This is a genomic window from Acidobacteriota bacterium, assembly GCA_018001935.1.
In the GTDB taxonomy this organism is placed as follows: domain Bacteria; phylum Acidobacteriota; class JAAYUB01; order JAAYUB01; family JAAYUB01; genus JAGNHB01.
Genome location: JAGNHB010000003.1, coordinates 139,157 through 161,492, shown reverse-complemented (window position 1 = coordinate 161,492; position 22,336 = coordinate 139,157). Strand labels below are relative to the sequence as shown.

The following is a 22,336-nucleotide window of genomic DNA, read 5'->3' as shown; positions in this document are numbered from 1 at the left end:
GTCACCTCACGCGATGCGCTTGCGGAAGCGCAGGATGCAAAGCAGGACCATGGCCGTCGCGAACACGAGGAGCAAAACCACCTCGCCCCCCATCTCCTCGAGTCCGAGCCCCTTCAGATAGATCCCCTTGATCACCGACATGAAATAACGGGCAGGGAAGAGGTAGGTGAGGTACTGGACGAACGCCGGCATGTTCTTGATGGCGAAGACGAGGCCCGACAGCAGGATGGCGGGAAGGTACGTCACCATCATGGAGAGCTGGCTGGCCAGGAGCTGGGACTTCAGGAGGATGCTGATGAGCATCCCCATGGCCAGGGCCCCCACGAGGAAGACGAAGGCCAGGGCCAGGAGGAGGAGGGCGTTCCCCCGCATGGTGACCTCGAAAACATAGCGCGTGGCGAGCATGGCGATCCCCACGTCCGCCAGGCCGATGATCACGTAAGGGAGGAGTTTCCCCATCACGAGTTCCGCTCCCGTGACGGGCGTCGAGACCAGTTGTTCCATCGTCCCGTTCTCCCATTCCCGGGCGAAGGTGAGGGAGGTGAGCAGGGAGGCCAGCACCACCATGATGACGGCGATCTGCCCGGGAATAATCAGGTTTCGCGATTCCAGGTCAGGGTTGTACCAGACCCGGGGGCGCGGCTCCAGGGGGGGGCGCGGCGGCTGGGGGGCCTTGCGGCGGGCCTCCTTCACCATGACGCTTTCCGACTGGGACGACACGACGGACTCCGCGTAGCCCAGGGCCAGCGACCCGGTGTTGGCATCGCTCCCGTCCAGGAGGAACTGGACCGTGGCGCTCCGCCGGTTCACGAGGTTCCGGGCGTAATCCCGGGGGATGATCAGGGCGCACAGGGCCTGGCCCGTGTCCAGGTCGTGCTCGATCTCCTTGTAGCGGTCCACCTGCTTCGTCAGGGTGAAATAGCGCGACCCCGCGAAGCGGGCCACGAGTTCCCGGCTCGCGGCCGTGTGGGATTGGTCCCACACGACGATGGGGACGTGGTCCACGTCCAGGGTGAGCGCAAACCCGAAGAGAATCAGAAGGAGCATGGGGATCAGGAAGGCGAAACCCAGACTCCGGGGGTCGCGGAGCACGTGGAGAGCTTCCTTGCGGGCCACGGCGACCAGGCGGCGGAGGTTCACGATCTCACCTCCCCCAGCGGGCGTTCCCGCCGGTCCCGGCTCTCGATGAGGGATACGAAGACATCCTCCATGGAGGGGATGATGCGCCGGACGCACTTGGTCTCCAGGCCGGCGGTCGACAGCACCGCCGGGATGGACGCGAGCGCCTCCTCCACGTCGGAGGCCACCGCGTGCAGCCCGCGGCCGAAGAGGGCCGCCTCCCGCACCCCCGGCGCGCGCTCCACGAGGTCCAGCGCGTCCTGGGGCCGGTCGCACTCCACTTCCACCACGGCGTCGGACATGATGTCGGTTTTGAGGCCCCCCGGCGTGCCCAGGGCGATGATCTCGCCCCGGTAGATCAGGGCGACCCGGTCGCAGTACTCCGCCTCGTCCATGTAGTGCGTGGTGACGAAGACGGTGACGCCCTGCAGGGCCAGTTCGTGGATGAGGTCCCAGAACTTCCGGCGGCTGTTGGGGTCCACGCCCGAGGTGGGCTCGTCGAGGAAGAGGATGGGCGGCTCGTGCATCACGGCGCACCCCAGGGCCAGGCGCTGCTTCCACCCCCCGGACAGGGTGTAGGTCCGCCGGTTCCGGTGCTCCAGGAGATCGGACATGGCGAGCGCCCACTCCTTCCGCTCCCGCCGTTTGCTGCGCGGGATCCGGTAGATCCCGGCGAAGAAGTCGAGGTTCTCCTCCACGGTGAGGTCGTCGTAGAGGGAGAACTTCTGGCTCATGTACCCGATGCGGGTCTTGATGCGCTCGGTTTCCGTGCGGATGTCGAACCCGGCCACACACCCCTCGCCGGCGGAGGGGACCAGGAGGCCGCAGAGCATCCGGATGGTGGTGGACTTCCCGGCGCCGTTGGGCCCGAGAAAGCCGAAGATCTCCCCCGCGGGGACCTCCAGGTCGATCCGGTTGACGGCGACGAAATCGCCGAAACGCTTCTCGAGGCCGCGGACCGAGACGGCGATGGCAGCCGGGTTCATTTGGGCCTCCCGTCGGCCTCTCCGGGTGCCGGGGCGCCGGTGGAAAGGCCCTCCCGCGCGAGGACCGAGACGAAAACGTCCTCGAGGGAGGGGGCTACCGCGGTGATCTCGACATTGCCCGGCCGGGCGCCCAGGGCCCGTCGGATGGCACGCTCGCCCTCCGCGGCGTCGTCGGCCGTCACGTGCAGCCGGTCACCGAAGACGTTGACGCTGCCGGGCGGAAGGGCCGCGCGAAGCGATTCCGCCGCCTGCCGGGGCGCGTCCAGGCGCACTTCCAGGATGGAACCCCGCACCAGGCCCTTCACCTCGTCCGGCGAACCGTGACCCACCCGGCGTCCCTTGTGGAGCAGTACCAGGCGGGAACAGCGCTCGGCCTCGTCGAGGTAGGCGGTGGAGACGAACACCGTGACCCCCTCCCGGAGGAGCTGGTAGAGAATGCGCCAGAAGTCCCGCCGGGAGACGGGGTCCACGCCGTTGGTGGGCTCGTCCAGGAGGAGCACTTCCGGCGAGTGGATCAGGGAACAGACCAGCGCCAGTTTCTGCTTCATCCCCCCCGAGAGGTTCCCTGCGCGGCGGCGCTTGAAAGGCTCCATCCCGGCCATGGTCAGGAGGCGGTCCGTCCGCTCCCCGCGCCCTTTCCGGGAGACGCCGTAAAGATCGCCGTAGAAGGCGATGTTCTCGGCCACGGTGAGGTCCACGTAGAGCCCGAACCGCTGGGCCATGTAGGCGATCCTCCCCTTGACCCCCTCCGGGTCCCGGACGATGTCGTGGCCCGCCACTTTGGCCGTGCCGGAGGTGGGGCGCAGGATCCCCGCCAGCATGCGCATGGTGGTGGTCTTCCCGGCGCCGTCGGGCCCGACCAGGCCGAACAGCTCCCCCTTCTCCACGGAAAGGTCCAGCCCGTCCACCGCGGTGACATCGCGGAACCGCCGCGTCAGCCCTTCACACCGGATCATCTCACCCACCTTCCAACCGCAGGAAAGCGAAGAAAAAGGAACAAGAGATTAACCACGAAATACACGAAATACACGAACGAATCAGGTGCATGGAATCAATTCTCGGAAAAGACGAAGAAGAGGCATGCGTCTTGTCGACTACTTCGGCCTCTGTAATTCGATAAGGCAAGCCAGCAGGGTGTGAAGGGTTTTCCCGATCAGGTCTCTCAGGTTTTGTGTATTCCGTGAATTTCGTGGTTGAAAATCCGTCCTTCATTTTTTCGGCTCGTCCGTGGTGATTTCCGCGTCCACCGGCATGCCGGGCTTGAGCTCCAGGGCGGGGTTGTCGATGTCCACCTTGATCCGGTAGACCAGCTTCACCCGCTCCTTTTTCGTCTGGACGCTCTTGGGCGTGAACTCGGCCTCGCCCGAGATGAAGACGACCTTCCCGGCGTAGACTTTCCCCGGGTAGCTGTCGCAGGTCACGCGGACCGACTGCCCCAGCTTGACCCGGCCCAGGTCGGTCTCCTCCACGTAGGCACGAACCCACGGGTGGGCGAGGTCGCCCACGGTCACCACGGGCGTCCCGGCGGAAACGAACTCCCCCGGTTCGACATTCTTGGACAGGACCAACCCCGCCATCGGGCTCGAGAGGATGGCGTAGGAGAGTTTCGTCTCCGAGAGGGCCAGGGCCTCCTTCGCCTGCTGCAGCCGTGCGCGGCCCTGCTCGATCTCCTCCACCCGCGGGCCCTTCTTCACCAGGGTGTAGTTGGCCTCCGCCTGCTGGAGGGCCTGCCGGGCCTGCTCCACCTGGTCCTTCCGGTAGCCTTCCTCGGCGATCGCCAGCTTCTCCCGCGCGTCCTTGAGTCTCGCCCGGGCCATCTCGTCCGCCGTCCGGGCAACGTCGAAATCGTTCCGGGAAACCACGTTGCTCTTCTCGTAAAGGTCCTTCATCCGGCTGAAGTCGAGGGCCGCCTTCTCCGCGTCCGCTTCCGCGCTTTTCACGACGGCGCGGGCGGACTCGATCTCCTGGGGGCGGGGGCCGGCGCTCAGGTCGGCGACGGCCGAGCGGGCCTGGGCGGCCGCGGCGGCGGCCTGGGCGATCTCCTCGGGGCGCGAGCCCGCCTCCAGCTCCGCCAGGGCCGCGGCGGCCAGGGCCACGTCGGCCTTCTTGGCCGCCACCTCGCGCTCGATGTCGGCGCTCTCCAGACGGGCGATCAACTGCCCCGCCTTCACGAGTTCGCCCTCGTCCACGGGCCGTTCCAGGACCCGCCCCGCAAGCTTGAAGCCGAGTTCGGCGTCGGTGATCTCGATGTTCCCCGAGACCCGGATCGCCCCCGTGCGGCCCCCGTCGGAAAAGAGCCCGCACCCCGCCGCCGGGAGCAGCAGGAGAGCTGCCCAGGCCCCGATCACATGTCGTTTACTTGGCTTGACTGCCATGATTACCCTCACCTCGCGCAAGAAGTGAAATCAAACTCACATCGTTTAAAGGACAAAAGGACCAAAACGACCAAAGGGACCAAAAGGACGGCAGGCCCCTTGCCGGAACGACCGACACCTCTGCCGGGTAGAACCGCTCCCGTACCCGCGCGAGGCATAGCAGCCTCGGGGATGCCGGCATGTCCGCAACTCCCGCCTTCTTTCATCGCAGATTCGCCTCTCCCATATTCCCATACGTCCTTTGAGTCGTTTAGGTCTTTTAAGTCCTTTAGATCATTTGTCTTTTGTCGTTGCCTGCCTCGCCGCCCGGCGGTTCCAGGGCGGCGGTGAAGACCCGCCACGACTGCTCGGTCTGCCGAACCACGTCAAATTCGCCGCCGCTCAGGTGCCACAGGAACATCGACGGCTGGAAAAGCCCCAGGAACATCACCGCCAGGCTGCCGGCCGGGAGGTCGGCGCGGATTTCCCCCCGGGCCTGCCCCTCCTCGAAGATGGCCCGCAGGGCGTCGAGCAGACCGCTCACCAGGCGGTGGAGCTGGTCCTTCCGCTCGGGGTTCCCGCTGTAGACGTCCTCCGAGAACAGGATCCGGGGGATGGCCTGGAACTCCATCACCAACCCCATGTGCTTCCGGAGAAGGCGCCGGAGGGCCTCCAGGACCGAGGGTGACGCTTTCCTCGCCTCGTGGACGTTGGCGGCAAACCGTGCCTCCACCAGTTCCAGGACGGCCTTGAGGATGTCGTCCTTGCCGCGGAAGTGGCGGTAGATGGCCGAGGGGACCAGCCCCACGAGGCCGGCCAGCCGGTCCAGCGTCAGGGCGCGCATGCCCTGGCTTGCCACGAGCCGCAGCGCCGCCGTGGCGATCTGTTCCTTCCGGACCTCCGTCTTTCGCTTTTCCGCCCGCACGCTTAGCCTTCCTGAAAGTGAACAAACAATCACATTATTGGGCATCCCCTCCGTCCTGTCAAGCAAAATCCCCCTCCGGCTTTCGAAAAACCGGGCCATCGCGACAGGGGCCGGAAGACATGAATCACCTTTCCCGGGAAGGCCTCTCCGATGTATCATGGGGGGAATTCCGAAGGGCGTGCGGCCGGCTTCCATGGCCGGGAGGAGGTCTCGTGAGAATCTTGATGTCGTGGGTGCTTGCGGTTCTGTTGTGTGCGGGGTGCTCCGGTCCCGCCGGGGAGGCGGAGAAGGCTTCGGGGAAACCGGCGGGAGCGGCGCCGGGCGCGCCCGCGGCTTCCGCCCCGGCGGGCGAAAATCGCTTCGGCGTGGCGGTCTACCCCGGGGCGACGTACGACGCCGAGGCTTCAAAGGCCTTCAGCAGGACCTTCGGCGGGGAGTTCCACTGCTACCGCACCGGGGACGGCCTGGGCAAAGTGACCGAGTTCTTCAAGGCGAACACCAGCCTGACCCCGGACGGGATCGGCGACAAGGACGCCCGGTTTTTGCACCGGACCGACCCCTTCGTCCGGGTCATGGTGCGCAGCCCCTGGCAGGACACGTCCGGGGGGAAGCACGACGACACCCTGGTCCAGATCTGCCGCGAGGGCCCGGAGGAGGGGATGTGAGCGTCATCTCGTTGTAATGCAAGAAGGAAGGAGGTGGCCGACATGAGTGTAACTGTGGTTCGAACCGGGCGTTCGGTTCTTGTGTTCATCCTGTTCTCCGGCCTGATGCCCTGTCTCCGGGCGGGGGAAGGTCTCAAGTTCGACCGCCGGATGTCCGATTGCGAAAACCGATGGGTTGTGATGAAACCCGACGCGGGGGAATCGACTTTCCACTTCGGGTTTGTCTATATCGATCCCCAGGCGGGTTTCACCTTCAACTATGAAGGGTGCCTTGCCCTGGGCCCCGAAGGCCGGGTTATCCGGGTCAAAAGCCCTCTCGAGAAAGAGAAAGTATCGTTCAAGCTCCGGCTCGACGCGCAACACAACGGAGTTGTGGCGCTGCTGCCCGACGAGGCGATCGCAACCCTTGGCCTGGAGAAAGTCCCTTCTTGGCTGGACATTTACAAAGACGGTTCCGACCCGGTCACCCACAAGGTACGCTGGGGCTTTCAATACAACCACATGGGGGCCTCCGACCGGGCCCTGGAATACCTGGAGAGCGCCTGGAAGGCAAAGCCTGACGCCAAGGGGCTGGCCTTTGAGTTGGCGTTCGCCTACAACGCCACCAAGAGGTACGACCAGGCCCTCGGCGTTCTCCAGGCTGCCGGCAAGCAGGTTGAGAACGACCTTCTCCTCCAGAAGGAACTGGCGTACGCCTACATGTGCAGCGGCCGGCACGCGGAAGCGGTCAAGGTGTACCAGCGCTGCCTGACCGCTCTGGACACCAATGACGACGAGGTCCGGACCGAACTGGCCATGAACATCTCCCAACTTTACGGGGCGATGGGGGATGAGGAGCAACGGAAGCAGTGGTGGGAAAAGGCGCGTTCCTGGGTCCCCAAGGATTCACCCCTGGCGAAATATTTCAAGGAAAAGCAATAAGGCCGACGTCCCGGGCACGGTCTCCCGCGGATGATTTCATGCTCCCGGCAGAGCACTTCGTGGTAGAAAGAGATTGTCCGCGGACATGCCCCTGTCGCCGCGGAGACCGATTTTCCCGGATGAGGAGTTTCCATGAAGACCAAGCGGCTGTTTGTTGGCATTGTTCTTCTGTGTGCCGGTCTGTCGGCCCCGGCGGCGGCCGGGGAGACGGCGCCCGACGACCCTGCCGGCGTGGAAGCGGTCCTCAAGACGGACTACGGCGACCTCGTCGTGCGCTTTCACGCCGCGGAGGCGCCGGCGCACGCGGCCCACTTCCTGAAGCTGGCCCGGGAGGGCTCCTACGACGGCACCACCTTCTTCCGGCTCTACAAGAACGGGGTCATCATGGGCGGCGACCCGAACACCAAGGACCCGGCGAAGGCCGAGACCTACGGGGAAGGGGGCTTCGGGGACCTCAAGGCCGAAATCGGCGCGCTCCGGTGCATCCGCGGGTCGGTGGTGGCCATGACCCTACCCGACCAGCCCGACACCGGCGGCAGCCAGTTCTTCATCTGCCTGGGCCCCCAGCCCCAGATGGACGGCAAGTACACCGTCTTCGGCCAGGTGGCGGCGGGGATGCGCGTCGCGGACCGGATCGGCGCCGCCCCGGTGGACGAGCGCAAGCGGGCCACGGAGCGGATCGTCCTTCGGAAGATCGAGGTCCGGCCCGTCAGCCGGCCGGCCTTCGCGAAAGCCGCCGTGGAGGAGATGAAGTCCTGGCACGCCGTGGTGGAGACCTCCCTGGGCGATTTCGAGATCGCGTTCTGGCCCGACAAGGCCCCCGAGCACGTGCGGGCCCTCCTCAGCTACATGAAGGCGGGGCTTTACGACGGGTGCGACTTCCACCGGGTCGTGCCGGGCTTCTGCGTCCAGGGCGGGCTGCTGCCCCGGCGCTCCACCCCGCCCGACGAGATCGCCGAGAGCTGGGTCCACCCGCTCAAGCGGGAGTTCAACGACACCGTTCACGAAAAGGGGATCGTCTCCATGGCCCGCACGCCGGACCCCGACAGCGCCCTGACCTCCTTCTTCGTCTGCCTGGGCCCTCAGCCGCACCTGGACGGCCAGTACACCGCCTTCGGCAGGGTGGTGTCCGGCATGGAGACAGTGGAGAAGATCGCCGCCGTGGCGTGCGAAGGCTCCGAGCCCAAAACCCGCGTCGAGATCAAGTCCATCAAGCTGAAGAAAGTCCCCGAAGACGGCAAATAATTGATGACCTCGTAAAAAGTCCTGGTTGTGATCTCACAGAGGCACGGAGAAGAATCATAAGGATTGTTGATTCTATTAAATACGATTTGCATTTCTCTGTGCCTCCGTGCCTCTGTGAGAGAAAAGGGCTTTTTGCGAGGGTATCAAATGTCAGGGACATTGGGCTGAAGCCGCCGCCACTTCGGGGGCAGCGCGTCAAAAGTGCTTGGCGGCCCGGCGGCTTTGTGGTGAAATAGGCCGCACGTCTGCGCTTCCTTTCGAGGCACACGGAGGTCATTCATGAAGTTCATACGAGTGCGGTGGATACTGGCGCTTTCCATCCTTTTCCTTGCCCTCGCGCCGCTGGCGGCGCAGGAGGCCGCGCCCGCCGCGAAGCCGCGCCCCGCCGCACGGCCCGCGGTGACGGTCCTAACCGCCGCCCACGTGGTAACCCTGGACGGCCAGTGCCGGATCTTCGAGCCCGGCGCCGTGGTGGTGAAGGGCGACACCCTCATCGAGGTCGGCCCCGCGGCCGAGGTCCTCCGGCGGTACCCGCGGAACCGCCCGGTCCGCCTCGGGGAGCGCTGGGTCCTGCCGGGCCTGGTCAACGCCCACACCCACCTCGCCATGAACCCCATGCGGGGCATGGGCGACGACCTGGAGTTGATGGACTGGCTCCAGAAGTACATCTTCCCCCTGGAAGCGGCGGTGGTGAACCCCGAGTACGTCTACGAGGCCACCCTCACGGCCTGCGCCGAGAACATCCGGCGCGGGGTGACCACGGTGGTGGACATGTACTACTTCGAGGACGACGTGGCCCGGGCCGTCAAGGAAGCGGGCCTGCGCGGCTGGCTCGGCGAGACCATCCTGGACTTCCCGGCCCCCGACCACAAGACCCCCGAGGAGGCCCTGGCCTACACCGAGCGCTGCCTGGCCAAGTGGAAGGACGACCCCATGGTGAGGGTGATCCCGGCCCCCCACTCCCTCTACACCTGCTCGGGCAAGCACGTCCAGGCCGCGAAGGCGCTGGCGGACAAGTACGGCGTCCTCATGACGATGCACCTTTCGGAGAGCGAGGGGGAGGTCAAGACCGTCAGGGAGAAGTACGACAAGTCGCCGGTGAAGGCCGCCGAGGAGCTGGGGGTCCTGGGGCCCACCGTCCTGGCGGCCCACTGCGTCAAGCTGTCCGACAAGGACCTGGACATCCTGGCCCGCACCAACACCGCCGTGGCCCACAACCCCGACAGCAACCTCAAGCTGGCCTCCGGGATCGCCCGGGTCCCCGCCATGCTGGAGCACAGGATCCGCGTGTCCCTCGGCACCGACAGCTCCGTCAGCAACAACCGCCAGGACCTCTTCCACGCCATGGACCTGGCGGCCAAGATGCACAAGGCCGAACGGAACGACGCCACCGTGCTCAAGGCCTTCGAGGTGGTGCGCATGGCCACCCTGGGCGGGGCCGAGGCCATCGGCGCCGCGGACCGGATCGGCTCCCTCGAGGCCGGGAAAAAGGCGGACCTGATCGTCGTGGACCTGAGCCGCCCGGAGTATGCGCCCGTCTACAACGTGTTCTCGCACCTGGTGTACGTGGCCCACGGCGAGGCAGTGGAGTCGGTCATGGCGGGGGGAAAGTGGCTCATGCGCGACCACCGGCTCCTGACGCTCCCCGAGGAGCGGATTCGGGCTCTCAACGAAAAGTGGCGGGGCATCCTCGCCCGGAAGTTATCTTCACGCTGAAGGGAGACAGGACATGTCGCAGAAAAGCATCGACCTGGTGGGACAGATCAAGACCCTCATCAACGAGGAGGACCTCCTGGCCTACTACGATTTCCACTTCCTTCTGCCGGGCGGCCGGGACATCACGGGCCTCTGCAAGATCTCCGCCCAGGAGCGGCGGGGGATGCGCCTGGAGGGCCTGACGATCCTCTTCATCCTGGACCTGCCGGACAAGAACGCCCAGCGCGAGGTGGACGACCACTTCATCCACGCGCCCTGGGAAAGCCTGGTGGACCGCCTCCCCGGCCTGAAGGTGGCGGTGCCCATGCCCCTGATGGTGCTTTCGCCCACGGGGGTGATCAAGCAGATCGACCTGGCCGTCCACCTGGACTACTACACCGAGGCCTACGTCACCGACAAGCTCTTCCCCCTCGTCAACAGGGTGGCGGGCCTCACCCCAGGCGAACTGACCTTCTGGAAGGAGACCGGCCCGGGCGGGAGCGCGCCCGTTCCGGAGCCGCCCACCCACGAGGGGGGGTCCCTGGTGCACTGGCTCAAGGGCCTCTTCGGCCGGCGGGGTGATTGAGCCTCCACCGCCCCTGCTGGGCGGACGTCGATCAAGTTTCGGTTGCCAGCCCCTCGAAACGCTGGTAAAATACCCGGTTGTTTTCGGGAACGGTCAGGTCCGGCGGGGGCTCGCCCCGGCCCGGCCGAAGGGTTTCCCCATCCTGTGACGAACCTGGAGAATCGGATGTTCAAGATGGACGAGGACACGGCATCGCGGGACATTTTCAAGCGGTGCTTCGAGTACACCCGGCCGGACGAGTTCCAGGCCATGGGCCTGTACCCCTACTTCACGCCCTTCGAAGCTGTGGAGGGGGACAACAGTCCGGTGGTGAAGCTCCGCGGCCGCGACGTCCTGATGTTCGGCTCCAACAACTACCTGGGGCTCACCACCCACCCCAGGGTCAAGGAGGCGGCCAAAGCGGCCATCGACCGTTACGGGTCCGGCTGCAGCGGTTCCCGCATGCTCAACGGGACCCTGAACATCCACCTGGAGCTGGAGGAGGAGCTGGCGGACTTCACCGGCAAGGAAGCGGCACTGCTCTACAGCACCGGCTTCATGACCAACGGCTGCCTCTCCACCCTGGTGGGTCGCGACGAGTACGCCCTCCTGGACAAGAGCGTGCACGCCAGCATCGTCTACGGCACCATGGCGGCGCACAGCAAGAGCTACAAGCGCTTCAAGCACAACGACGTCGAGGACCTGGAGTCCATCCTCTCCGCCCTGGACCCCTGCAAGGGGAAGCTGGTGGTGGTGGACGGCGTGTTCAGCATGGAGGGGGACCTGGCGCCCGTGCCCGCCCTGGCGGACCTCTGCCGGCGCCACGGCGCGCGGCTCTACGTGGACGAGGCGCACGGGGTCGGCGTCCTGGGGCCCCGGGGCATCGGGGCGGCCGAACACCTGGGCGCCCAGGGCGAGGTGGACGTCTACATGGCCACCTTCAGCAAGTCCTTCGCGTCCACCGGAGGGTTCATCGCCGCCGAGAGAGCGGTCATCACCTACCTCAAGCACCACTCCCCCCCTTTCATTTACTCGGCCAGCATGCCGGCGCCCTCGGTGGCCGCCGCCAGGGCTTCCCTGGAGATCATCCGGACGGAACCGGAGCGCCGGGCGCACCTGCTGAAGATCGCGGCGCGGGCCCGCGCGGGCCTGAAAGCGGCGGGTTTCGAGGTCTACGACGGCATCACCCCCGTCATCCCCGTCATCATCAACGACGAACTGGTCCTCTGCCAGTTCTTCAAGGCGCTGCTCGACGCGGGGATCTACACCAACCCCATCTTCAAACCCGCGGCGGAGAAGTGCATGATCCGCATCAGCTGCATGGCCATCCACGAGAACGCCCACATCGACCGGCTCGTGGAAACCATGACGGAGATCGGGCGGCACTTCCACCTCCTCGGATGAGCGGTCCCACCGCCTTCGTCACCGGCGGGACCGGCTTCATCGGCCGGCTCGTCGTGGGGGAGCTTCGGCAGCGGGGGTACCACGTCCGGGTGCTCGCCCGGGACCCGCGCAAATTCGACGGGCTTTTCGGCGGACTGGAGGCCGTGGAGGCCGTTCCCGGCGACGCCCTGGACCGCCGCGCCCTCTTCCAGGGCCTCCGGGACGTTTCCCTGGTCTTCCACCTGGCCGGTGTCACCAAGGCGGTCCGCGGCGCCGACTTCCGGGCCGGGAACCAGGAAGCCTGCCGGGCCCTCCGGGAAACGATCCAGCTCAACGACCTGCGGGTGGAGCGGGTGCTGCACGTGAGCAGCCTGGCCGCCATGGGGCCTTCGCCGACCGCCGAGCCGCCCGAGGACTTCGACCCGCCCGCCCCCCTGTCCCGGTACGGGTGTTCGAAACTGGCCGGGGAACTGGAGATGCAGATCCTCCGGGACTCGGCCCCCGTGACGGTGGTCCGCCCCCCCGTGGTCTTCGGCCCCGCCGACACCGACGTCTTCCTCTTCATGCGGACCGTGTGGCGCTCCTTCATCCCCATCCTCGGCCACGACGACAAGTGGGTGTCCCTCGTCTTCGCCCCCGACCTGGCCCGGGGGATGGTGGACGCCGCCCTCTGCCCCGCCGCAGCCGGCAAGGCGTACTACCTGTGTTACCCCGAGCCCCTGCGGTGGTCCGAGTTCGGCGCCCTCGTCGCGGACGCCCTCGGGGTGAAGCGGCGGGCCCGGCGCGTGCCCCACGCCCTTCTCGCGGCGGCGGCCGTCTTTGCGGAAGGGTGGGCCCGGCTGTCCCGCCGGCCCACCATCCTGAACCTCGACAAGTACCGGGAGGGGGTGCAACCGTACTGGGTCTGCTCCCCCCGCGCCGCCCGGGCCGATTTCGGCTTCGAACCCGCCTGCCCCCCCGCCGAGGCCGTCCGGCGGACCGTGGCCTGGTACCGCGAACACGGCTGGCTCCCGCCGCCTTCGCGATAATGGGGCCCGAACTCGGGTCAACCGGAAGAGAACCACGGATGAACACGGATCGACACGGACAACCGTGGATCCATGCGCTCTGCACCGGCTCGGTTGGGCAATTCCCATTGTAACGTCCGGCTTTCAGCCGGGGAGACCCACCCAATTCTCCATTGAACCCTCCCGCCGGATGCGGTAACGTGGTCCACCGGCGTTCCCCCGGGGAGGTCCTGCCCGGGGTCCGGAGGCCTTTGAAAAGGAGCATGCCGTGAATCTCGTGAATTACCTGATTTCGATCCTGATTTCCCTGGGGGTGGGTTTGGTGGGCTTCGTGGCGGCCTACAAGATCTTCGACTGGCTCACACCGGGGGTGAATTTTTCCGACCAACTGAAGGAGAACAACCTGTCGGTGGCCATCTTCCTGGCGGGCCTCTTCGTCGGGATCGGTCTCCTGGTGGGGAGCGCCGTCAAGTGAGACGAGCCCTTCCGCTGCTTCTCCTTGCCCTGGCCTGCCTGTCGGCGAAGGAGCCTCCCCCGGCGGCCGCCGCCCCGGGGAAACCGGACCCCGCGAAGGTCCGGGCCTCCATCGCCGCCCACCTGGGCAGGCCCTACGTGCGGGGCGCCGTCGGCACGAAGAGCTTCGACTGTTCCGGGTTCGTCTGGCGGGTCATGACGGATGCCGGGATCCTCATCAAGCGGACCTCCGCCCGGAAATTGTTCATCTGTCTTCCGGAAACGCCCGAGAGCGGGCGGTACGACTTCGGGACCGTCGTCTTCTTCGACGACCTTGGCCACTGCGGGATCGTGCGGGATGCCGGCGGCTTCTACCACGCGGCCACGTCCCACGGGACGATCCTCTCCCCCTTCAACGATTACTGGAAACCCAAAGTCTGCGGGTTCCGGCGGATGCCGGCGCCCTGAACCTGGACACCCACTTTTCCGAAGGCAGCCCCGCCCGCTTGTCTCTTGACTTTCAGGCCCCTCCGGCATAGTCTCCCTCCCAGCAACCGGCAGAGAACCCTCACCGGGACCTTGCCCGTGACCCCCGTGAAAAGGAGGAGCCATCCCATGATTCGACGCCACGCCCTTACCCTGTGCGCACTCGTCGCCCTTGCCGTCGTGCTCCCACCTGCCGCGCTCGCCCAGGAGAGCCACGCCCTCATCGTCTACACGGCCTTTTTCGACAAGCACGCCTCGTCCGTCACCGCCGACGACGTGAAGGTGCTCGGGATGCTGGCCCGCCTCACCAGGGACGACCCCACCTACCGGATCCGGGTGGTCGCCTACACCGACCCCACCGAGGAAGACAAAAAGGACGAGGCCCTGGCCCGCCGCCGCGCCGAGGCCGTGCTCAACTTCATGGTGGGCAGCGGGGTTGGCGCGGACCAGATCGAGATCCGCGGGGTCGGCGACGAGGAGAGCTTCGGCAAGGACAAGGCGGAAACGGACAAGGCCCTCCGCCGCCGCGCCGAGATCCGCATCCGGCAGGAGGGGCGGGACCGGCGGGCCATCGACTCCGACCTCGAGAAGGACGCCGACACCAAGATCCAGACCACGGTGTTCTTCGACTTCGACAAGGCGGAGATCCGGCCCGAGTTCCGGGAACTCCTGGCGCGGTTCGGCCGCATGCTCTCCCACAACCACAGCTACAAGTTGCGCCTCTTCGGCCACACCGACGGGGTGGGCAGCCGGAGCTACAACCTCGATCTCGGGGAGCGGCGCTGCAAGGCCGTCCTGGAGGAACTCCGCGCCGCGGGGGCGATGGAAACCGACGTGGAGATCGCGTCGCTGGGCGAACAGGAAACCATCGGCTCGCAGGCCATGAAGGCCACCACCTCCCGGGCCCTGTCCCGCTCCGTGGAGATCAAGGTGATCAAGGTCCCCGGCGGCGGCGGCCCGGTGGCCGAATCCGACGAACCCGCCCCGCCGGACGAATCCTCCGGGAAAGGCAAGGGCAAGGGCAAAGGCAAGAGCGGCAAAGACAAGAAGAAGTGAGGCTCCGGCAGCCTCCGCGCCGCCCTCGTACCGCGACGCCCTTGCACCGCGCCGGTCGGGCCCCCGATTCAGGGCTTGACATTCCCCTTCTTCTCTGCGATAGTCGCGTCGGCGCCGATTTGACACACAGCTTGCAGGCGCCTTAGAAATTTTGCTAAAGCGTGGGCCCGGTGAACCCGCCCATCCAAGCTTGTGTGGCGGGTTTTTCGTTTCTGCGCGAAGAGAGTTCCCATGACAACGCATCGACGAGCCCCGACCGGCCGGCGCCTGGCGGCCCGGCAGACGGATTCGTGCGCCCTCCGGGGGCCGCGGATTCACACGACTTGCACGGGGGTGGGCCATGCCTGAGCGCCTTTCCACCGTGTCCGTCCGGGGCGGCGAGGACCACTGGAAACCCTGCGGGGCCCTCACCGTGCCCGTCGTCCCCTCCTCCACCTTCGTCTTCCGCGACTCCGCCGAGGTCCGGGACTTCGTCCGGGAAAAGGAGGGCGGGGGCAGTCCCTCCCGCTTCGAGTACGCCCGCTACGGGCACCCCACCCAGGCCGCGGTGGAGCACAAGGCGGCGGCCCTGGAGGGGGGGGAGGCCGCCCTGCTCTTCGGCAGCGGGATGGCGGCCCTCACCACCACCCTCCTGGCCCACCTCCGGGCCGGAGACCACCTGGTGGCCACGCGGGGGGTCTACCGCCGCACGGCGGACTTTTTCCGTCTCGTCCTGCCGCGGTACGGGATCGAGGCGACCCTCGCCCCCCCGGACGAGCCGGCGGCCCTCGAAACCGCCATCCGGCCCGAGACCCGCCTGCTCTTCACCGAGTGCCCCTCCAACCCCTACCTCCGGGTACCGGACCTGGACCGCCTCTCGGACATCGCTCGCCGTCACGGGCTCCCGAGCGTGGTGGACGCCACCTTCGCGACCCCCGTCAACCTCCGCCCGCTCGAACACGGTTTCGACGTGGTGGTGCACAGCGCCACCAAGTACCTCGGGGGCCACAATGACCTGGTGGCCGGGCTGGCGATCGGGCGCCGCGAACGCCTCTTGCCGGTGGAGGAGCTGCGGGGGACCCTGGGCCCCTGCGCCGGGGCCCGCGACGCCGGGCTGCTGCTGCGGGGCCTGAAAACCCTCGATCTCCGCGTCCGCCGGCAGAACGAGACCGCACTGCGGGTCGCCCGCTTCCTCGAGGCGTGCCCGGCCGTGGAGCGGGTTCACTACCCCGGTCTGCCGTCCCACCCCGACCACGGGACCGCCTGCCGGTTGATGTCCGGCTTCGGCGGGGTGGTCAGCTTCGAGGTCCGCGGGGGCCTGGACGCGGCGAGCCGCCTGGTCGACCGCTTGCGCCTGCCCTTCATCGGTCCCACCCTGGGCGGGGTCGAGAGCATCGTCCAGCAGCCGGCCCTCTTCGTCTCCACGGACCCCCGGAAGCGGGAGGAAGCCGGGATGGCGGACAACCTGGTGCGCTACGCGATGGGGATCGAGGACGCCGATGACATCCTGGCCGACCTGGAACAGGCCCTGGCCGTGTTCTGACAACGAGATACGGGAGGAACCCATGATCGTGCACAAGTTCGGAGGAACGTCCGTCGGCAGCGCCGGGGCCTTTGCCCGGGTGGCCGACATCGTCGTTGAACTCGCCGGGAGGGCGCCGGAGGAGGGGCGCACCGGGACGGTGGTGGTGGTCTCCGCCATGAGCGGGGTGACCAGCCGGCTCATCGCGGGGGCCCGGGCCGCCGCCGAGGGCGAGATGGACGTGTTCCAGGCCGTGAAGGCCGAATTGCTTCGCCGCCACCTGGAGACGGCCCGGGACCTGCTGGAGGGCCCCGAGCGCCTGGAAGCGTCGGGGTTCGTCGAGGATCGCCTGCACGAACTGGAGCGCCTGTACCGTTCCATCGCCGTCCTGGGGGAGATGACCCGCCGGGGCTGCGACGCCGTGTCCGCCTTCGGGGAACAGCTGTCCTCGCACCTGCTGGCGGCGGTCCTCCGCGCGCGGGGACTGCGCGCCCGGGCCTTCAGCGCCACCGGCCTCGTGGTGACCGACGACCACTTCGGCGGGGCCTCCCCGCTCCCGGAACCCACCCGGTCACGCCTTCGGGAGCAGGTCCTCCCGGCGGTGGAGCAGGGGGTCGTCCCCGTCATCACCGGCTTCATCGGCGCCACCCCCGCGGGCGTCACCACCACCCTCGGCCGGGGCGGGAGCGACTACTCGGCCGCCCTGATCGGCGCCGGGCTCGGGGCGGACGAGGTGTGGATCTGGAGCGACGTGAACGGCATCCTCACCGCCGACCCCAACCTCGTGCCCGAGGCCCGGACCCTGGAGGAGCTGTCCTACGGGGAGGCGGCCAGCCTGGCCCGATTCGGAGCGGAGGTGCTCCACCCCAAGACCATCGGCCCCATCGTCGCCTCCGCCATCCCGCTCCGCCTCCTCAACACCTTTCACCCGGAACACGCGGGGACCCGGATCGTGCCAGTCCCCCGCACCGACCGCCGCCGGCACCCGGCCATCCTCTCCGCGAGGGGCTTCAGCCGGGTCGCCCTGGGTTGCGACGACGACGCCTGGTCGCTGCGCTGGGCCGCCGAGGCCCTGCAACGACTCGGCGACGCCGGAATCGATGTCGCGATGTTCTCCCGCTCCTTCTCCGAGCGCAGCCTGACCCTGGTGGTGCGGCAGCCCGACCAGGCCCACTGCCTCAAGGCGCTGGGGCGCGCTCACGCCGGCGGGGTCGACGTGGAGGAGGAGGTGGCCACCGTCTCCGTCGTGGGGATGGCGGACCCGGAGGATGCCGGCTTGGTGGGGCGGGCCCTCGAGGCGGTGGGTCGCCACGGGATCCGGGTGATCGCCGTCACCCAGGCCTCGGCCCAGGAGGCGGTGTCGTTCTGCATCCCGGAGGACCGCATGGAGGACATGGTGCGCTTCCTCCACGCCGAACTGGGCCTGGGGGGGAACGGCCATGGCCGATAAGCTCCCCGTGGGCATCCTGGGCGCCACCGGCATGGTGGGGCAGCGTTTCGTCGAACGCCTGGCGGACCACCCCTGGTTCGAGCCCGCCTGGCTGGCTTCCTCGGGGCGTTCCGCCGGCCGGACGTACGGCGAGGCCTGCCGCTGGCGCCTGCCGTCCCCTCTGCCGGACCGGGTCCGTCACCTCCCGTTGCGGGCGGCGGGGGAAGAGACCGATGTCCCGCTGCTCTTTTCCGCGCTTCCGGGGGACGTGGCGGGCCCCCTGGAGGAGCGCTACGCCCGGGCCGGTCACGCTGTCTGCTCCAACGCGTCGGCCCACCGGATGGACGAGGACGTCCCCCTTGTCATCCCGGAGGTCAACGCGGACCACACGGCCCTCGTCGGCGAACAGCGCCGGGTGCGGGGCTGGGGAGGCTTTCTCGCCGCGCACGCCAACTGCGTCACCGCCGGGCTGGTGCTGGCGCTCAAGCCGCTCCGGGACGCCTTCGGACTGTGCCGGGTGAACGTGGTGACCTTCCAGGCCGTCTCGGGGGCGGGCTACCCCGGCGTGGCCTCCTGGGACATCCTGGGGAACGTCATCCCCTGGATCGCCGGCGAGGAGGAGAAGGTGGAGGGGGAACCCCTCAAGCTGCTGGGCACCCTGGAGGGGGGGCGGGTCCGCCCTTCCCCGGCCGTCGTCAGCGCCCAGTGCAACCGCGTCCCCGTGCGGGACGGCCACTGCGCCTGCGTCTCCGTGGAGCTGGGGCGCCGGGTGTCCCTCCCGGACGTGACGGCGGCCCTGGAGGGGTTCCGGCCCCCCGAGGCGGTCGCCGCCCTGCCCGGGACCCCTTCCCGCCCCGTCGTCGTCCACCGCGACGAGGACCGACCCCAACCGGTCCTGGACCGGGACGCCCTCGACGGGATGGCGGTCCACGTGGGCCGGGTGCGGCCCTGTGCCCTCTTGCACTGGAAGTTCTTCCTGGTGAGCCACAACACGCAGCGGGGGGCCGCCGGCGGGGCCGTCCACCTCGCCGAGTTGCTCTCCGCCCAGGGTTGGCTGGGAGCTTGGGCCCCGGGCCCGGGCGGTGAACCGTGAAATACCGCTGTTTCGGACTCGACACGCTGCATTCTGTGGTGGGGGACCGCATCCTCTGCCGGAACCTGGTCCCGCCCGACCCCGGGTTGCCGTCCTATCCCCGGCTTCGGGGGGAACCGGGTTTTACCGGCCGGTATCCCCCCCGCAAGTCGGACCCGGACTACGGCCGGGCCGTGGCCGGGATCCTGCAGCGTACCAGCGCGGCAGACCGCCCGGGAACGGCTCTTCGAAACCTGCTCTACCTCGGGGACACCCTCATGAACGACGGCACGGCCTTTGAGAACCTTCGAGCCGCCGGCGGGTGGCGCGGGGCCCTCTTCATCGGGAGCGACGAGCCCGGGGAAGCGTCCCGGGCGGAAGGGATGGGCGACCGAATGGCCGCCGGCCGCTGGGCGGCCCTCCCGCTTTTCCTGGATCGACTGGAGGCAAGGGGTTTCCCGTTGGGGGAGGATACGGTCGTGGTGGTGGACATCGACAAGACGGCGATCGCGGCCCGGGGACGAAACGACAGGGTTATCGAGGCCGTGCGCCTGGAAGCCCTTCGGGGAACGGTGACGGCCCTGGGGGGACCCTGCCGGGACGAGGGGCGGTTCCGGGAAGTCTACGCGGTCCTGAAAGGCCCGGCTTTCCACGCCTTCACCCGCGACAACCAGGACACGCTGGCCTACGTCTGCCTCGTCGTGGGCGCCGGTCTCGCGGACCTCGGGACCCTGGTGGAAGCGGTTCGCAACGGGAGGTTGAAGCGCCTCGAAGACTTCACGGAGGACCTCGAACACCGTCGCGGCGACGTGGAAGCGGCCGGCCTGGGGACTCTCCACGGGCGCTTTCGGGCGGCGCTCCGGGACGGGAACCCGACCCCCTTCCCGGCGTTCCGCGCCATGGAGTACCGCTGCACCGCCGCCCGGTTCGGTGCTGCGGACGGGAAATCGGTGAAAGCGCTCCTCGCGGAACGCATCGTCCTGACCCGGGAGGTGATCGAGACCGCCCGGCGGCTCCGGGCCCGGGGGGCACTGGTTTTCGGCCTGTCCGACAAGCCCGACGAAGCCTTCTTCCCCGACGCCGCGGCCGCGGCAGCAGGCCTGAAACCCCTCCACCGCCTGGAGACGGAAGTCGTGGGGGAGGCGACCTGATAGCCGGTCAAGGGATCAAGGGACAAAGGACCAAAAGGACATAAAAGACATAAAGGACGGCAGGCCCGGGAGAGGCTTACGAAGCGTGACGCGGTCGCAATAAGTACCATCACCCTCCGGGTGATGGCTCAAACAAACGTCTTACAGACCTTTTCCCGTTCCTTTTCCGACTTTTTACGAGACCATCAAGCGTAACGGGTGTGGAGAACCCGGCTGCCGCGGGGAACCCGGCTGCTGCGGAGAAACCCAACCCGTGACAAAACCTGACCCGTGAGGAGAACTCAACCCGTGCGGGGAACCCGAAGGGTGCCGAGAACGCCGTCCGGGTCCCGGAACACGATGCCCCTTCACTCCCCGCCGTCCTTTATGTCCTTTGGGTCCTTTTGGTCCTTTGTCCCTTGTCCCTTCTCAGCCCGCCTCAACCGAAAAGCACTTCAATGCGCGGGTGTCCGGCGCTTCCGGGTGGGCGGGGCGGCACCGGCTTCCTGGCTGATCATCGCCACGATGGGCTCCAGGCCTTCCCGGTCCACCGCGTCGAAGGCAGCGAGGCGGTCGCTGTCCACGTCCAGGACCCCCACGACCTGGCCGGCGGCGTCCCGCAGCGGGACCACGATCTCGGACTTCGAGCGGGCGTCGCAGGCGATGTGCCCGGGAAACTTCTCGACGTCGGGCACCACCACGCTCTCCCCGCGCTGGACACCCGCCCAGCACACCCCCTTTCCCCGGGCCAGGACCTGACAGGCCAGGGGCCCCTGGTAGGGCCCGACCACCAGGTCGCCGTCCAGGAGGCGGTAGAAACCGGTCCAGAAGAAGTGGGGCATCTTGTGGTGGAGCAGGGCCACCACGGTGGCCATGCGGGCGACGGGGTCCGGCGTCTTCGTCAGCAATTCCTCCAGTTGGGCCCGTATGCGCGTGTAGCGGCCTCTTCGTGCCTTTTCGTCCATGGGTGACCTCCGTGGGTGTCCCGGCCTGGTTGCAGGGCCGGCCGGGCGGGGCGACGGGAAGCCGCCCGAGGTGCGAGACGCCCCCGGGCCACCCGGCCGGGGGTGTTATACCACAACCGAAATCCCGGGTCTCGAACTTCTTGGAAGACCGGGCGCAAAGCCCGCATAGGGGAGCGGGGGGATGTGGGGCCGAAGGCGTGCCGGGTTTTCAGCGAATCCCGGCACCCGATCGAAAGAGGCCGAGGGGGTTTGCACCCCCTCGGCGAGCGTTGCGCCTTCGCGGGACCGGATTCGGTCCCGCGAGACGAACAGACGGAGTACGCGCTCCGTCCGCCCTCCGGCGGGAGGCCGGATCCCTCACTCCACCCACCGGCCGGTGACGACGAGGAGAAGGGCGTTCCGGGTCCCGTCCATGGAGGCCTTCCCCACGATCACCCGGGCGTTCTCCCGGAGATTCACGGAGGTGTTGAAGCCGGAATTCCGGTCCTGGTAGACCGTTCGGGGCGGGTTTCCCCCCCTCCCCACGGCCACGGGAATGCGCACCCCCAGGGAGATCTTGTCGAGGGTGATCACCTTCCCCTTCAGGTCGCTGGAGACCCGCGGCTCGCACGAGAACTGGTACTCCAGGTGCAGGGGCTGCTCCTCGTCGCGGACGGCGCCGTAGGGGACCACACCGTTCGCGCGCATCAGTTCGTCCGTGTGCCCCCGGAGCACCATGGACTCCAGCACGCGGAACCCGTGGTATGGGAATGCGTTTCGGACCTGGGCGAGGGCCTCCCCGAGGCCGTCGGTCTCCTCGGCGGCAGGGGTCGCCGGTTTCTCGGTGGCCTCCACCAGGTAGACCGTCAACTCCACGTCCGGCCGGAGCGGGGGCGGGACGTCCAGGGTCTCCAGGGTCTCGGCGATGGCGTCCAGGGTCTGGGGGGAGGCTTTCGCCATCAGGACCCCGGTGTCGTTGTCGGTGAGGAGGTGCGCCCGGAAAACGCCGAGCAGGCGCTTGATGTCGTTCAGGTCAGCCTGACGGACCTTGAAGACCCGCGTTTTCCAGTCTGGGCCTTCGTCGGGGACGACGGGGGCCGCCGCCGGCTGGACTGGGGGGACAGGGGCCGGGGCGGCTGCCGGCGGGGCGGGCGGGGCGGCGGCGGCGGCGGGCGGGGCGGCGGCGGGCGGGGGCGCCGGCGGGGTCGGGGGCGCCGGCCGGGCCTTCCCAGCGGGTTTCGCCGGGGGCGGCGGCGCGGCGTTCTGCGCCGACAGGAACGTTGACAGGAGAGAACCCGCCAGGACGGCGGCGAAGAGGATTCGGATCGCTTTGGTTTTCATGGATGTCCTCCATTGTTGGTTTTACGTTTCACCGGGTGCCGGGACCGGCGACGTCAAGC

The 22,336-nt window shown here is 68.0% G+C and carries 21 protein-coding genes; 14 read left to right on the top strand and 7 right to left on the bottom strand.

Annotated elements, in window-relative coordinates; all coding sequences use genetic code 11:
* Positions 1 to 6: 6 nt before the first annotated feature.
* The 5 genes from KA419_02560 to KA419_02540 form a co-directional block, all read right to left on the bottom strand.
* Positions 7 to 1,140 (bottom strand): ABC transporter permease, encoded by a 1,134-nt coding sequence (locus tag KA419_02560; GenBank protein ID MBP7864805.1) that lies wholly within the window; start codon positions 1,138 to 1,140, stop codon positions 7 to 9.
* Positions 1,137 to 2,105 carry an ABC transporter ATP-binding protein gene (locus KA419_02555; GenBank protein MBP7864804.1) on the bottom strand — a complete coding sequence of 323 codons (969 nt, stop codon included), beginning with the start codon at positions 2,103 to 2,105 and terminating at the stop codon, positions 1,137 to 1,139. The genes KA419_02560 and KA419_02555 overlap by 4 nt, the downstream gene beginning before the upstream one ends.
* Complete coding sequence (locus KA419_02550) at positions 2,102 to 3,061, bottom strand: ABC transporter ATP-binding protein (protein ID MBP7864803.1); 960 nt, start codon at positions 3,059 to 3,061, stop codon at positions 2,102 to 2,104. The genes KA419_02555 and KA419_02550 overlap by 4 nt, the downstream gene beginning before the upstream one ends.
* A 252-nt stretch (positions 3,062 to 3,313) precedes the next feature.
* Positions 3,314 to 4,480 (bottom strand): efflux RND transporter periplasmic adaptor subunit, encoded by a 1,167-nt coding sequence (locus KA419_02545; protein ID MBP7864802.1) that lies wholly within the window; start codon positions 4,478 to 4,480, stop codon positions 3,314 to 3,316.
* A gap of 268 nt (positions 4,481 to 4,748) precedes the next feature.
* The gene (locus KA419_02540) at positions 4,749 to 5,384 is read right to left on the bottom strand and encodes a TetR/AcrR family transcriptional regulator (GenBank protein ID MBP7864801.1); all 636 of its coding nucleotides are present in this window, start codon (positions 5,382 to 5,384) and stop codon (positions 4,749 to 4,751) included.
* Between the two features lie 212 nt (positions 5,385 to 5,596).
* Between KA419_02540 and KA419_02535 the strand changes: the two genes are divergently transcribed.
* The 14 genes from KA419_02535 (at position 5,597) to KA419_02470 (ending at position 20,013) form a co-directional block, all read left to right on the top strand.
* The gene (locus tag KA419_02535) at positions 5,597 to 6,049 is read left to right on the top strand and encodes a hypothetical protein (protein ID MBP7864800.1); all 453 of its coding nucleotides are present in this window, start codon (positions 5,597 to 5,599) and stop codon (positions 6,047 to 6,049) included.
* A gap of 42 nt (positions 6,050 to 6,091) precedes the next feature.
* Entirely contained in the window at positions 6,092 to 6,970 is an 879-nt protein-coding gene (locus KA419_02530; GenBank protein ID MBP7864799.1) for a tetratricopeptide repeat protein, read from the top strand.
* Positions 6,971 to 7,102: 132 nt separating this feature from the next.
* Positions 7,103 to 8,215 carry a peptidylprolyl isomerase gene (locus tag KA419_02525; GenBank protein ID MBP7864798.1) on the top strand — a complete coding sequence of 371 codons (1,113 nt, stop codon included), beginning with the start codon at positions 7,103 to 7,105 and terminating at the stop codon, positions 8,213 to 8,215.
* Positions 8,216 to 8,494: 279 nt separating this feature from the next.
* A complete protein-coding gene (locus KA419_02520; protein ID MBP7864797.1) occupies positions 8,495 to 9,931 on the top strand; it encodes an amidohydrolase in 1,437 nt (478 codons plus the stop codon).
* A 13-nt stretch (positions 9,932 to 9,944) separates the two neighbouring features.
* Complete coding sequence (locus tag KA419_02515) at positions 9,945 to 10,496, top strand: hypothetical protein (protein ID MBP7864796.1); 552 nt, start codon at positions 9,945 to 9,947, stop codon at positions 10,494 to 10,496.
* A 174-nt stretch (positions 10,497 to 10,670) separates the two neighbouring features.
* Positions 10,671 to 11,879 carry an aminotransferase class I/II-fold pyridoxal phosphate-dependent enzyme gene (locus tag KA419_02510; protein MBP7864795.1) on the top strand — a complete coding sequence of 403 codons (1,209 nt, stop codon included), beginning with the start codon at positions 10,671 to 10,673 and terminating at the stop codon, positions 11,877 to 11,879.
* Positions 11,876 to 12,886: an NAD-dependent epimerase/dehydratase family protein gene (locus KA419_02505; protein ID MBP7864794.1), complete on the top strand. Its 1,011-nt coding sequence runs from the start codon at positions 11,876 to 11,878 to the stop codon at positions 12,884 to 12,886. The genes KA419_02510 and KA419_02505 overlap by 4 nt, the downstream gene beginning before the upstream one ends.
* Positions 12,887 to 13,133: 247 nt before the next feature.
* Entirely contained in the window at positions 13,134 to 13,340 is a 207-nt protein-coding gene (locus tag KA419_02500) for a DUF350 domain-containing protein (GenBank protein ID MBP7864793.1), read from the top strand.
* Entirely contained in the window at positions 13,337 to 13,786 is a 450-nt protein-coding gene (locus tag KA419_02495; GenBank protein ID MBP7864792.1) for a C40 family peptidase, read from the top strand. Before KA419_02500 ends, KA419_02495 begins: the two co-directional genes overlap by 4 nt.
* A gap of 147 nt (positions 13,787 to 13,933) precedes the next feature.
* Positions 13,934 to 14,860, top strand: coding sequence for an OmpA family protein (locus KA419_02490; GenBank protein MBP7864791.1), 927 nt, complete (start codon positions 13,934 to 13,936; stop codon positions 14,858 to 14,860).
* 340 nt (positions 14,861 to 15,200) lie between these two features.
* Positions 15,201 to 16,382: an aminotransferase class I/II-fold pyridoxal phosphate-dependent enzyme gene (locus KA419_02485; protein ID MBP7864790.1), complete on the top strand. Its 1,182-nt coding sequence runs from the start codon at positions 15,201 to 15,203 to the stop codon at positions 16,380 to 16,382.
* 22 nt (positions 16,383 to 16,404) lie between these two features.
* Positions 16,405 to 17,811, top strand: a complete 1,407-nt coding sequence (locus KA419_02480; protein ID MBP7864789.1) for an aspartate kinase — start codon at positions 16,405 to 16,407, stop codon at positions 17,809 to 17,811.
* On the top strand, positions 17,801 to 18,883 hold the full coding sequence (gene asd / locus KA419_02475) for an aspartate-semialdehyde dehydrogenase (GenBank protein ID MBP7864788.1): 1,083 nt from the start codon (positions 17,801 to 17,803) through the stop codon (positions 18,881 to 18,883). The genes KA419_02480 and asd overlap by 11 nt, the downstream gene beginning before the upstream one ends.
* Positions 18,880 to 20,013, top strand: a complete 1,134-nt coding sequence (locus tag KA419_02470) for a hypothetical protein (protein MBP7864787.1) — start codon at positions 18,880 to 18,882, stop codon at positions 20,011 to 20,013. Before asd ends, KA419_02470 begins: the two co-directional genes overlap by 4 nt.
* A gap of 434 nt (positions 20,014 to 20,447) precedes the next feature.
* Here the strand turns inward: KA419_02470 and KA419_02465 are convergent, their stop codons facing one another.
* Both KA419_02465 and KA419_02460 read right to left on the bottom strand, forming a co-directional pair.
* Positions 20,448 to 20,957 (bottom strand): GAF domain-containing protein, encoded by a 510-nt coding sequence (locus KA419_02465; protein ID MBP7864786.1) that lies wholly within the window; start codon positions 20,955 to 20,957, stop codon positions 20,448 to 20,450.
* 357 nt (positions 20,958 to 21,314) lie between these two features.
* Positions 21,315 to 22,277 carry a hypothetical protein gene (locus KA419_02460; GenBank protein ID MBP7864785.1) on the bottom strand — a complete coding sequence of 321 codons (963 nt, stop codon included), beginning with the start codon at positions 22,275 to 22,277 and terminating at the stop codon, positions 21,315 to 21,317.
* Positions 22,278 to 22,336: the final 59 nt, after the last annotated feature.

What these genes read in the sequence shown, in the direction of transcription:
- KA419_02555 (MBP7864804.1), bottom strand. Translation starts at nt 2,105, where the DNA reads ATGAACCCGGCTGCCATCGCCGTCTCGGTCCGCGGCCTCGAGAAGCGT.
- KA419_02550 (MBP7864803.1), bottom strand. Translation starts at nt 3,061, where the DNA reads ATGATCCGGTGTGAAGGGCTGACGCGGCGGTTCCGCGATGTCACCGCG.
- KA419_02545 (MBP7864802.1), bottom strand. Translation starts at nt 4,480, where the DNA reads ATGGCAGTCAAGCCAAGTAAACGACATGTGATCGGGGCCTGGGCAGCT.
- KA419_02530 (MBP7864799.1), top strand. Translation starts at nt 6,092, where the DNA reads ATGAGTGTAACTGTGGTTCGAACCGGGCGTTCGGTTCTTGTGTTCATC.
- KA419_02525 (MBP7864798.1), top strand. Translation starts at nt 7,103, where the DNA reads ATGAAGACCAAGCGGCTGTTTGTTGGCATTGTTCTTCTGTGTGCCGGT.
- KA419_02520 (MBP7864797.1), top strand. Translation starts at nt 8,495, where the DNA reads ATGAAGTTCATACGAGTGCGGTGGATACTGGCGCTTTCCATCCTTTTC.
- KA419_02515 (MBP7864796.1), top strand. Translation starts at nt 9,945, where the DNA reads ATGTCGCAGAAAAGCATCGACCTGGTGGGACAGATCAAGACCCTCATC.
- KA419_02510 (MBP7864795.1), top strand. Translation starts at nt 10,671, where the DNA reads ATGGACGAGGACACGGCATCGCGGGACATTTTCAAGCGGTGCTTCGAG.
- KA419_02505 (MBP7864794.1), top strand. Translation starts at nt 11,876, where the DNA reads ATGAGCGGTCCCACCGCCTTCGTCACCGGCGGGACCGGCTTCATCGGC.
- KA419_02490 (MBP7864791.1), top strand. Translation starts at nt 13,934, where the DNA reads ATGATTCGACGCCACGCCCTTACCCTGTGCGCACTCGTCGCCCTTGCC.
- KA419_02485 (MBP7864790.1), top strand. Translation starts at nt 15,201, where the DNA reads ATGCCTGAGCGCCTTTCCACCGTGTCCGTCCGGGGCGGCGAGGACCAC.
- KA419_02480 (MBP7864789.1), top strand. Translation starts at nt 16,405, where the DNA reads ATGATCGTGCACAAGTTCGGAGGAACGTCCGTCGGCAGCGCCGGGGCC.
- asd (MBP7864788.1), top strand. Translation starts at nt 17,801, where the DNA reads ATGGCCGATAAGCTCCCCGTGGGCATCCTGGGCGCCACCGGCATGGTG.
- KA419_02465 (MBP7864786.1), bottom strand. Translation starts at nt 20,957, where the DNA reads ATGGACGAAAAGGCACGAAGAGGCCGCTACACGCGCATACGGGCCCAA.
- KA419_02460 (MBP7864785.1), bottom strand. Translation starts at nt 22,277, where the DNA reads ATGAAAACCAAAGCGATCCGAATCCTCTTCGCCGCCGTCCTGGCGGGT.